The organism is Arthrobacter sp. 10T413_2 (genome assembly GCF_056394205.1).
Genome location: NZ_JBFTHK010000033.1, coordinates 23,068 through 33,518, shown reverse-complemented (window position 1 = coordinate 33,518; position 10,451 = coordinate 23,068). Strand labels below are relative to the sequence as shown.

Below are 10,451 nucleotides of genomic sequence, written 5' to 3'. Positions count from 1 at the left end.
GTCTTCGTCCACGGGGCTGGCAGCTTTGGGGCCGCCGCGTGGCCAAAGCAGCACGGGATGGCGCTGGACTACGACGCCCTGTTCCTGCGGCGGCACGGGTTTGACCCTGTTGCAGAACCGCTTGAATCTGACTTCGCCGCCGACGCCGCAATCGTGCTCGCATCACTGGCGGACTACGGCCGCGGCGAGGCCGGCGGCCATGTGGTGGCCCACTCGCAGGGCGCCATCGCCGCCATGATGGCCGCCGTCGAGCGCCCCGACCTCGTCCAGTCCCTGACCCTGGTGGAACCTGCCTGCCTGTCCTTGACCGCGGAGCTCCCGGCCACCGCCGCGCACCGGGCGCTCATGCAGCCGCTTTTCGATGTCCGGCACAACCTCACCGACGACGACTTCCAGCGCGAATTTATCCGCCGCGTCTTCGCCGCCGACGCCCCGGGCGCCACGACGCCGGAGGCCCTCCGGGCCGCGCGCCGGCTCCGCCTGCAGGCTCCGCCGTGGGACGCCCCGCTGCAGATCGTGCCCGGCGTGCCGACGCTGGTCCTGAGCGGCGGCTGGGAACCCCTCTACGAGGAAATCGCGGGCTACCTGCGCGAGACCGGCGCCCTGCACAGCACCGCCCCCGGGGGACACCGGCCCCAGGATTCCACCGAGGGGGACCGGGTCATCCGCTCGTTCATCGGCGAGGTCAGCCGGCTCCAGCACGCCCGGGCTTCCTGAGAACTAGCGTTGCTCCTAAGCGGGGTGTCGTTGCTCCTCCGACGGGACTTTTGCTCCGGTTGCATGAGTGCTCGCTCCCAGGCTGTGCACAGCAACCGCTAGCCGGGCGTACCGCCGCGGGCCCTTCTTTCGGCGAGACGCTCGAATTGCCGTGTGTGAACATCACTCACCCAGCCCCAGCCCTCTTGAGCCGAGGGGCCGACCCGCGGGTCGCTCGGATCACGTGCGTCACGCAAGGCGTGCACATATGCCCGATCCTGATTGATCCGTGCGCGGACCTGGCCGTTTCCCCCGACGGACCCGTGCCCGGGGATGACGACATCGACGTCACCGGCCACGCTCTCCAGCAAATGCAGCGCGGCGAGGTAATCCTCGATCGGATCAGAGGTGTCGCTCAGGTCGAGCATTGGAATCAGGACATCGGAAAGCATGTCCCCGGCGACAAGAACCCCTCGTTCTTCGATCAACAGCGCCGCATGGCCAGGGGCGTGCGCCCGATGCTCGAGGATCCGCACAGGCGGGCCATCCCAGGGAATCTGCACAGTCCCGACTGGCAGGCCGGCGATGAGGCCGAGGAGGTCCATCGGCACCTGAGCGGGGATGCCGAGCCGACGTGAATCGATGCCGTGCGACAGCCGCTCGCGGGCCGTATCCGCGCAGAGCGCTGTGCCCCAACGGACAGGAGCTCCAAGACCGGGGTGCCAGAGCAGGTGATCCCAATGCGGATGCGTCGAGAATCCCGCCGCAACGGCCTGACCCGAATCGGACAGATCCTTCGCGAGACAGGCCATCTCGGCCTCGTGCACACCGGCATCGATGAGCAACACGCCAGCCCGCCCCTGCACGAGAACGGCGTTGCTCTTGCAGAACTCGCTCTCGTGGACCAGCACCCCGTCCGCAACCTGCCTCAGCACGGGTGAAATGGTAGCCTGCCAGGCGCCGGCCCACAATGATTCGCGAGAACGGGCCGCCTGGAGGTCGCTGAGCAGGTGTTGTCATGCCTACCGAGTCGACTGATTTCGCGGGCGTTAGCGCCAGAATTCGGTGAGCTCCTCGGCAAGGGCTCTGCCTTGGTCGTAACCCGCTTGCGCGGCGGCCGGACGCGTTGACAGATCCATCAGATTGCTGCCGAATGCCTTGAGGGAGTTGCTATCCGGCAAGATCGTTTCGACCCTGCTGCCCTGTGCGCGGAGTTCGTCGGCCTGTGCGGCAAGATGCATGCTCCAGTCCAACGGCGTCCGTGTTCTGCCGCCAAGTGGTGACAGCACCAGCACCCGCCCGCATCCGGCTGCCAGATCGGCATTCTCGTTGCGTCGGTAGCCGCCGTCGATGTATCGGTTGTCGTCGATGGCGTAGGGAGGGCCGCTGGCGCAGCTGGCGGCGACGGCGTCCGCCAGGTCGACCCCGCTGTCTCGGTCGAACACGACCGGTTCACCGGTATGGGCATCGACCGCAGTGATGAGCACCGTTCGTTGCGGCCAGAGCTGACTGGGCAGCCGCGCGGCGACGGTAGCGCGCCACCGCGTTTGCCCGGAGCCATCCGACGCCGCTTCCATGTCGAGCGCAGCCGCGCCCATTCTGCGGCGCATATCGGCCGCATCTTCAGCGGCAGCGATGATTCTGCTCGTTCTCTCCAGATGGTCCGCCGGCCCGACTGGAACGCGTCCACCGTCGGATCCGACCGGCCCAGTCCGCTGTTGGGGCGCAGCGGCAAGGATTTGGGCAAGCAGTTGGGTCGGGGCCGCGCCAGTTATTTGGGCCGCGGCCGTCGATCCGGCCGACGTCCCGATGATCAGATCAGCCTCGGTCACATCCAAACCGGCTTCAGACAGGCCGGCGATGATGCCGATCAACCACGCATTGCCTGCCGATCCACCACCACCGAGGACCAATGCTCGCTCACCCGCGGCGCGCACCCGCCGTATGGCGTCGACCTGCGGCTGATCCTGGTCGGACCTCGGCCGGTCGAAGGCCGTCGCCGAGGTGAAGTGCAGACTTGAAAAAGGTGTTGTGTTCATGGGAGTCGCCTTTCGCGAATTGCCTGGAGGGCGCTCCCGGTAGCGACTACCTCAGTAGCGCGATCGTCGACTGCAGGGGGCACCCACTGCGGATACTGCGTTCATGGGTCTCACCTCCTGCCACCGGATCACGATCACCGGAATGCTCGCACACCGGCGACGCGCTGCGCAACCCGACTCATGCCGGTTGCCGTGCAGCGACGCCGTCACCAACCGCCACGTGTTGGCGTATGTCCCTTTCGGGCATCGTCGGGCATTGCCATTTCGGCCCGCAGGCCTATGAGCCGGATCGGACGGCCCGCTTCGATTCCGGCTGCGAGGTCCAAGGCCCGCGCGAGGATTTCGTTCCGGTCGAATGTCTCGGGAATCTTCCTCGCGTGGGTCTTGGTGAGGAACGGCGCGTACCGAACCTTGAGGGTCAGCCCAATCACGGGCCGTCCTTCGGCCACAACATCCTCGAGGACACGCGCTGTCAGCTCCCTCACGGCGTCGTCCACCTGGGCGGGCTCGGTCAGGTCGCGCTGGAAGGTGGTCTCCCGGCTATGCCCGCGGGCAACCCACGGGGTGTCGTCCACAACGCTGGTGCCGTCCCCGCGTCCGAGCTCCGCGTACCAAGGACCCATCCTGGGGCCGAACTCCGGGACCAGGTCCTGGGGGTCGGACGCGGCGAGCTCGGCCACTGTGTTGATGCCGAGTTTGGCCAGCCGGGCCGACACTTTGGTTCCGACGCCCCACAGGTCCTTGGTGGGCCGACTGCCCATGACGTCGAGCCAGTTCCCGGCAGTGAGACGGAAGACGCCGGCCGGCTTGCCGAAACCGGTGGCGACCTTTGCCCGGACCAGGGTGTCGCCGATGCCCACGCTGCAATGCAGCTGCGTTTGCTCCAGGACAGCGGCCTGCACCTGCCGGGCGTAGGCCTCCGGATTCTCTGTCTCTGTGCCTACAAAGGCTTCATCCCAACCCAGCACCTGCACGGTGGCGCCGGGCTGCGCGCGCAGGGTAGCCATCACCGTTTCAGACGCCGCTAGGTAAGCCTCCGGATCGACGGGCAGGATCACAGCGTCGGGCACTTTCCGGGCCGCAATGCGTAAGGGCATTCCGGAACCCACGCCGAACGCCCTGGCTTCGTAGGATGCGGTCGACACCACAGCTCGTTCCGTGGGGTCGCCCCGACCGCCGACAATGATCGGCTTGCCCGCAAGCTCCGGTCGCCGGAGCACTTCGACCGCCGCGATGAACTGGTCGAGATCGACGTGCAGCACCCACCGGATTCCGCTCACGGCACCAGTCTGCCCTAAACATCCCTGGCAAGCACCGGCTCTCCACCGGGCTTGGCCTCGGAGCCTGCGGCCACCTACTGCCTCGAAACCCCTATGCCTCAGAACGCATGTGAAGCAAGACAATTCACAGCCCGGTTGAGCAATACCAAGCGGGTGTAGGGGTACGCCCTCATTCCTGCCCCTGACCTGCGCATTCATTGTCGGAAACGGTGTCTGGGCACTACACTCGGCGACGGGGGATCGGGGGATGGGGGTAGCGATGGTCGTTCCGAGTTCAGGGGATCACTTCCGGGAAGATGATTTGCCGGTCCGCATTCGTGCGCTGCGGATGCCGGGCTGGGCTGGCGCGGCCCTCGGTGCGGGCCTGTTGGCGGTCGCGGTCGCAGCGGTCGCCGGCTCGATCCTGGTCAACGAGCGCGACAGCACGATCATCGCGGCCTGGGCGGAGGCGCTCATCATGGCGGGGTCAATGATTGCGGCGGTCTTCGGCGCCGTCCTGCTCTGGTACGCCGGCGAGTGGGTCACGCTCACGCCGGACGCGGCGATCGTGACGAAGGCGTTCCTCGCACGGGCCAGGGTCGATCGCACGCAGCTTGAAGACTTCCACCCCTATCCCCACCGGTACGCCGGCCGCGGGGGCGTCCAGTACCGGATGGTCCCGACCTTCACCTTTAGCGACCCGTATGGCCGGCTCCGGGACTTGCCGCTGCCGTTTCTGGCCTACTGGAACAAGGTTGGGGGCGCGGAAGCCCCACTGCCGCCGCGCGCCGCGTACATCGAGGCGTGGGCTCGCGCGGCCGGCAGCCCGTACTCGAGAACTGTGTTCACAGCCGCCCTGCCGTACACGCTCTCGATGCACCGACAGTCCGTGAGGACGGGTCTGCTGCGCCGGGCACGAGTGGCGGCAATCCTCATCCCGATGGTCTCGATTGGGCTCGGCCTGGCCCTCGGCTTCGGGCTCGGACCGGTCACCAAAGCCCTCGGCGGGCATAACCGCAGCTTCGACGCCCAAACGAACCGCACCGGCATCCGCGACCTCGACGACGCCCTCACGCCCGCCGTCACCGCCTACCAGTGGCGTGCGGAGCAGTTCAAGCCCGGCACAAGAGACTTCAGCTTCTTCCCGACCCTGCGGTCACTGCCGTCGGCGCCGTACACGGTCCGATACTTCATCCGCGACCCCGCGCAGCGCGGCACAGACCTCAGTCCCCCGGAGCAGAAGTACGGCCGAATCGTCTCGCAAGGGACGATTTCCGTAAAGAACCCCACGATCGAGTTCGCGCTCGACCACGACGCAAGCATCTTCACCTTCGAGGTCTACGTCACCGACGACCACGGCCACACGACGCTCAACTCCGAGCTCTACAGGAACATCGCCGCGAATCCGGCACGGACGCCGACGCCGAATCCGGCACCGGCGCCGACGTCCTGAGAGCGACGGCTCGCGCGGTCAGACCGCCCCCGTCGCCTCCGGTTAATCCCTCATCAGGGGGCAGTTCCATGGCGGTCCGGGGCGCCCGCCCGGCAGGGCAGGCGCCCCGCACCGTGGACTAGGCCGGAGCCTGTGCGCCCACGGTCGGCTCGGGCAGGTAGACCTTGCCCCCCGCTGCCAGGAATTCGTTGCTCTTCTCCCGCATCCCGGCGGCCATCTGCGCCAGTGCCGCCTGCGAGTCGGCGGAACCATATTCGTCCCGGATGTCCTGGCTGATCCGCATGGAGCAGAACTTGGGCCCGCACATCGAGCAGAAGTGCGCCGTCTTGGCCGGTTCCGCGGGGAGCGTCTCATCGTGGAAGGCCTCGGCGGTCACCGGATCCAGGGACAGCGCGAACTGGTCCCGCCAGCGGAACTCAAACCGCGCCTTGGACAGGGCGTCGTCGCGTTCGTGCGCTCCGGGGTGGCCCTTGGCGAGGTCGGCGGCGTGGGCGGCGATCTTGTACGTGATCACTCCGGTCTTCACATCGTCCTTGTTCGGCAGCCCCAGGTGTTCCTTGGGCGTGACGTAGCAGAGCATCGCGGTGCCATAACGGGCAATCTCCGTGGCGCCGATCGCCGAGGTGATGTGGTCATAGCCCGGTGCGATGTCCGTAACCAGGGGCCCCAGCGTGTAGAACGGGGCACCCTTGCAGAGCTCCTGCTGGCGCTCCACATTTTCCCGGACGAGGTGGAATGGCACGTGTCCCGGGCCCTCCACCATGACCTGCACATCGAACTCCCAGGCCCGCTGGGTGAGTTCGGCCAGCGTGTCGAGTTCGGCGAACTGCGCGGCGTCGTTGGCGTCCGCCGTCGCGCCGGGCCGCAGCCCGTCGCCGAGGGAGAACGCGACGTCGTACTTGGCGAAGATTTCGCAGAGCTCGTCGAAGTGGGTGTAGAGGAAGTTCTCCTCATGGTGAGCCAGGCACCAGCCGGCCATGATGGAACCGCCGCGGGACACGATCCCGGTGACCCGGTTGGCCGTCAGGGGGACGTAGCGCAGCAGCACCCCGGCGTGGATGGTCATGTAGTCCACCCCCTGCTCGCACTGTTCGATCACGGTGTCCCGGAAGATCTCCCAGGTCAGGGCGTTGGCCTCGCCGTTGACCTTCTCCAGCGCCTGGTAGATCGGGACCGTTCCGATCGGGACGGGGGAGTTGCGGATGATCCATTCGCGCGTGGTGTGGATATCGTCGCCGGTGGAGAGGTCCATCACCGTATCCGCACCCCACTGCGTGGCCCACTGAAGTTTGTCCACTTCCTCGGCGATGGAGCTGGTCACCGCGGAATTGCCGATGTTGGCGTTGATTTTCACCAGGAACGCCTTGCCGATGATCATCGGCTCGGACTCCGGGTGGTTGATGTTGCTGGGAATAATGGCCCGGCCCGCTGCCACCTCACTGCGGACCAGCTCCACATCGCAGTTCTCGCGCAGCGCAACGAACCGCATCTCCGGTGTCACGATGCCCTGCCGCGCATAATGCATCTGGGTGACCGTCCGGCCATCGACGGCGCGGCGGGGCTCCGGCGGGGCGCCCCGCCATTCCGCGGAGGCGGCACCGCGGCGCACCGCGGACCTGCCGTCGTCGAGCAGGTTGCGTTCCCGACCGCGGTACGGCTCCGTGTCACCCCGCCCGGCGATCCAGCCGCTGCGGAACGGGGCCAGCCCCACCACCGGATCGCTGCCCGGCCCGGCCGTGCGGTAGACCCGGAATGGAGGGTTCTCGACGCCGCCCGGCGAGGGTTCCAGCGCGATCTCGGTCACCGGGACGCGGATGCCGTGCTCCGGGTCCGTCGTGAAGGCCAGCGAGTGGGACTTCAGTGACTGCGTCGCGGCAGCCTCAGAGTCGGCAGGCAGGTTTTGGCTGGACTGGTTTTGGATAGGGCTGTGCTGTGCAATTTGCGTATTCACGGAAAATACTCACTTCCTTCGCCGGCATTACCCGGACAGGTTCAACGGTCGCAGGCCGCGTCAGCCCGATCTCAGCCCCTGCAGGGGCACCCGTGTGGTCGTAGAAGAAGCTACCACGCGCCGTCGGACGGCTGTCCAGTGTGACGCGGCCGGCGCGGCGACATGGGGACTACCCTTGATGCCATGACCGGCATCATCGAATTCAGCGGCCCCATCCTTACCGGGCCGGACACGGTACGCCACGGCCTCTGGTCCGTCGACGGCCGGCTCACGTTCCACCGGCCCGCCGCCGCGCCGGAGCGCGTGCTAAATGGCTGGGTCATTCCCGGGCTGGTGGACGCACACTGCCACATCGGCCTCGGCCCGGGTGGAGACGTTGCCGAGGACACCGCGGAATCCCAGGCCGTCACGGACCGCGACGCCGGGACGCTCCTGGTCCGCGACGCCGGCGCTGTCCACGACACCCGCTGGCTCCAGCAGCGCTCGGACCTTCCACGGATCATCCGCGCCGGCCGCCACATCGCCCGCACCCGGCGCTACCTTCGCGGCTTCGCCGTCGAGGTGGAACCGGACGGCCTGGTCGAGGCCGTGCGGAAGCAGGCCCGTGCCGGCGACGGCTGGGTCAAGCTCGTGGGGGACTGGATCGACCGCGACGCCGGCGACCTCGCCGCCAGCTTTCCCGCCGGAAGCCTCAAGGACGCCGTCCAGGCCGCGCACGATGAAGGGGCCCGCGTCACCGCCCACTGCTTCGCCGAGGACACCCTGGATGACATGCTCGACGCCGGGATCGACTGCATCGAGCACGGCACCGGGCTGCTGCCGCGGCACCTCCCGCGCTTCGTGGAGCAGGGCGTGCCGATCGTCCCCACCCTCATCAACATCGCCACCTTCCCGGACATCGCCGCCCAGGCGGAGGCCAAGTTCCCCCGCTACGCCGCGCACATGCGCTCGCTGTGGGAGCGGCGGGCGGAGCGGATCCTGGAAGCCCACGAGGCCGGGGTGGCCATCTATGCCGGCACCGATGCCGGCAGCGTGATCGGCCACGGCCGGATCGTGGACGAGATCCGGGCCCTGCACGCCGCCGGGCTGCCCGCCGCGGCTGCCCTCGGCGCTGCCAGCTGGTCCGCGCGGACCTGGCTCGGCGCGGACGGCATCACCGAAGGGGCCAGCGCCGACGTACTGGTGTGCGCTAAGGACCCCCGGCAGGACCTCGGGACCCTTGCCGGACTGAAGCACATTGTCCTGCGTGGCCGGCCCACCCGCTAGGAATAAATTGAAGCTTCAAGTAATCTAATGCTATGCAGGGTCACCGAAGCGACGGTGGCCACCGAACCCCCGGAGAGTTTCAATGACCGCAGAAGCCAGCACCCAGGATCTCCTTCCTGCCGCACTCACCATGGGCACCGTGATGCTCAAGGTCGGCGACATGAAGCTCATGACCGACTACTACCAGCGCGCCCTCGGCCTGGACATCGTGGCCGAACAGGACGGCGGACTCTACCTTGGCCGCCGGCAGAAGCCCCTGGTCCACCTGGCGCCCGCCCCGGGCTTGAACCTGCCCTCCCGTGGCGAAGCCGGGCTCTTCCACACGGCCCTCCTCTTCGAGGACCAGCACTCGCTGGCGGCCACCGTTGCCAGCGCGGCCCAGTACGAGCCCCAGTCCTTCACCGGCAGCGCGGACCACCTCGTCAGCGAGGCCTTCTACTTCAACGACCCCGAAGGCAACGGCATCGAGCTGTACTGGGACCGGCCGCGGCAGGACTGGTCCTGGGAAGGCAAGAACGTCGTCATGGACAGCCTGGCCCTGCCGCCGCAGCGCTACCTGCAGCAGCACCTGACCGAAGAGTCCCTGAGCGGCCAGCGCGAGGCGGCCGCCGGCGTCGGGCACGTCCACCTGCAGGTGGGCGACGTCCACACAGCGCATGAGTTCTATGTCGGTACCCTGGGCTTCGAAAAGACCGCGGGCTGGCATGGCCAGGCCCTGTTCGTCTCGGCCGGCGGCTACCACCACCACATGGCCATGAACGTCTGGAACAGCCGCGGCGCCGGCCCCCGACGCGACACCCTGGGCCTGGGCGAGGTGCTCATCGAAGTGCCCTCGGGTGACGACGTCGGCTCCCTGGCCGACCGCCTCAAGGTGGCCGGCGTCGACTCGCACCACACCGGCGCCGAGCTGCGCTTCGAGGACCCGTGGCGCAACCGGATCCGCGTCGCCGTGCGCTAAGGGCGCGCTGTTCGCTGAGCATGTCCAGCGCTCGCAGCTGCCCGCTGGACATGCACACTCTTCACTGACAGGACCGCTCGACATGTTCATCGGTCGCGGCCGGGAATGGCCATAGCGGCCATATGTCCATTGCTCGCCGTCAGGGGAGGGCATGTCCACGGGCGAGGTCGAGTGACGCACGGTCCGGCACGGTCACCGAGGGCATGTCCACGGGCGAGGTCGAGTGACGCACGGTCCGGCACGGTCACCGAGGGCACGGTCACCGGCCGGGGCGCGGCCGCTGAAGCGATTAGGCTGAAGCGACGCCAAAAACAGCGGCCAAGCGCCGCCAGACATCTAAGGACCAGCTGCATGGGATTCACCGAAATCTTTGTGTCCACCCACGACGCCGCCCTCAAACGCGCCGGCGCGCTCGAAGCGGGCGGTGCGGCCGCCCCGGACGCCGTGCGCATCCCGGACATCAGCGACTTTGAGGTCGAGCGGCTCGGCGACCTCGCCGGAGTAGCCGTGCACGCCCCGGGCGCGGACTACGAACTGGCGATGGTGGACGTGGCCAGCGACTCCCTGCTGGGCGTCCCCTCCGCCATGGTCCGGACGCTCGCGGAACTGCTCAGCTACGAAACCGAGGGGGAGGGCGACGTCCTCGAGGACGTTGCGGCCAACTGGGCCGCCGAGGAGGACATGCCCTTCGGTGCGGACCAGGCCCGGGCTTACGTCCGCCGGATCGCCGAACTGGCCGCCGGAATCGACCCCGCCACCAAGTCCGGACTCTACGTCTGGACGTCCTGACCGGACGGCCAGGCCGTGTCAAGTCGAAATCCTGCCGGTC

9 protein-coding genes and 1 riboswitch are annotated in these 10,451 nt (G+C 67.9%); of the genes, 5 read left to right on the top strand and 4 right to left on the bottom strand.

What is annotated here, in order from left to right:
- Nucleotides 1-717, top strand: a 717-nt coding sequence (locus AC1DBQ_RS08020) for an alpha/beta fold hydrolase (RefSeq protein ID WP_476927997.1), incomplete at its 5' end; no start/stop codon positions are given.
- A gap of 98 nt (nucleotides 718-815) precedes the next feature.
- On the opposite strand, the gene AC1DBQ_RS08015 is transcribed toward AC1DBQ_RS08020, so the two are convergent.
- The 3 genes from AC1DBQ_RS08015 to AC1DBQ_RS08005 form a co-directional block, all read right to left on the bottom strand.
- Nucleotides 816-1,607: an MBL fold metallo-hydrolase gene (locus AC1DBQ_RS08015; protein ID WP_476927996.1), complete on the bottom strand. Its 792-nt coding sequence runs from the start codon at nucleotides 1,605-1,607 to the stop codon at nucleotides 816-818.
- A 138-nt stretch (nucleotides 1,608-1,745) separates the two neighbouring features.
- On the bottom strand, nucleotides 1,746-2,735 hold the full coding sequence (locus tag AC1DBQ_RS08010) for a patatin-like phospholipase family protein (RefSeq protein ID WP_476927995.1): 990 nt from the start codon (nucleotides 2,733-2,735) through the stop codon (nucleotides 1,746-1,748).
- A 206-nt stretch (nucleotides 2,736-2,941) separates the two neighbouring features.
- Nucleotides 2,942-4,015 (bottom strand): DNA polymerase IV, encoded by a 1,074-nt coding sequence (locus tag AC1DBQ_RS08005; RefSeq protein WP_476927994.1) that lies wholly within the window; start codon nucleotides 4,013-4,015, stop codon nucleotides 2,942-2,944.
- Between the two features lie 301 nt (nucleotides 4,016-4,316).
- On the opposite strand from AC1DBQ_RS08005, the gene AC1DBQ_RS08000 reads away from it, so the two are divergent.
- Nucleotides 4,317-5,447, top strand: coding sequence for a hypothetical protein (locus AC1DBQ_RS08000; RefSeq protein WP_476927993.1), 1,131 nt, complete (start codon nucleotides 4,317-4,319; stop codon nucleotides 5,445-5,447).
- Between the two features lie 118 nt (nucleotides 5,448-5,565).
- On the opposite strand, the gene thiC is transcribed toward AC1DBQ_RS08000, so the two are convergent.
- Nucleotides 5,566-7,398 (bottom strand): phosphomethylpyrimidine synthase ThiC, encoded by a 1,833-nt coding sequence (thiC, locus tag AC1DBQ_RS07995; RefSeq protein WP_476927992.1) that lies wholly within the window; start codon nucleotides 7,396-7,398, stop codon nucleotides 5,566-5,568.
- Nucleotides 7,395-7,502, bottom strand: a riboswitch (TPP riboswitch). Its footprint overlaps the gene before it by 4 nt.
- Nucleotides 7,503-7,581: 79 nt before the next feature.
- Here thiC and AC1DBQ_RS07990 point away from each other — a divergent pair.
- From AC1DBQ_RS07990 to AC1DBQ_RS07980, 3 genes are all read left to right on the top strand, one after another.
- Nucleotides 7,582-8,664, top strand: coding sequence for an amidohydrolase family protein (locus AC1DBQ_RS07990; RefSeq protein ID WP_476927998.1), 1,083 nt, complete (start codon nucleotides 7,582-7,584; stop codon nucleotides 8,662-8,664).
- Between the two features lie 82 nt (nucleotides 8,665-8,746).
- The gene (locus tag AC1DBQ_RS07985) at nucleotides 8,747-9,622 is read left to right on the top strand and encodes a VOC family protein (RefSeq protein ID WP_116766607.1); all 876 of its coding nucleotides are present in this window, start codon (nucleotides 8,747-8,749) and stop codon (nucleotides 9,620-9,622) included.
- 351 nt (nucleotides 9,623-9,973) lie between these two features.
- Nucleotides 9,974-10,411 carry a hypothetical protein gene (locus AC1DBQ_RS07980; RefSeq protein WP_344368117.1) on the top strand — a complete coding sequence of 146 codons (438 nt, stop codon included), beginning with the start codon at nucleotides 9,974-9,976 and terminating at the stop codon, nucleotides 10,409-10,411.
- Nucleotides 10,412-10,451 lie beyond the last annotated feature (40 nt).

Excerpts from the sequence above, each read along its gene's own strand:
- AC1DBQ_RS08010 (WP_476927995.1), bottom strand. The coding sequence starts at position 2,735 with ATGAACACAACACCTTTTTCAAGTCTGCACTTCACCTCGGCGACGGCC.
- AC1DBQ_RS07990 (WP_476927998.1), top strand. The coding sequence starts at position 7,582 with ATGACCGGCATCATCGAATTCAGCGGCCCCATCCTTACCGGGCCGGAC.
- AC1DBQ_RS07985 (WP_116766607.1), top strand. The coding sequence starts at position 8,747 with ATGACCGCAGAAGCCAGCACCCAGGATCTCCTTCCTGCCGCACTCACC.
- AC1DBQ_RS07980 (WP_344368117.1), top strand. The coding sequence starts at position 9,974 with ATGGGATTCACCGAAATCTTTGTGTCCACCCACGACGCCGCCCTCAAA.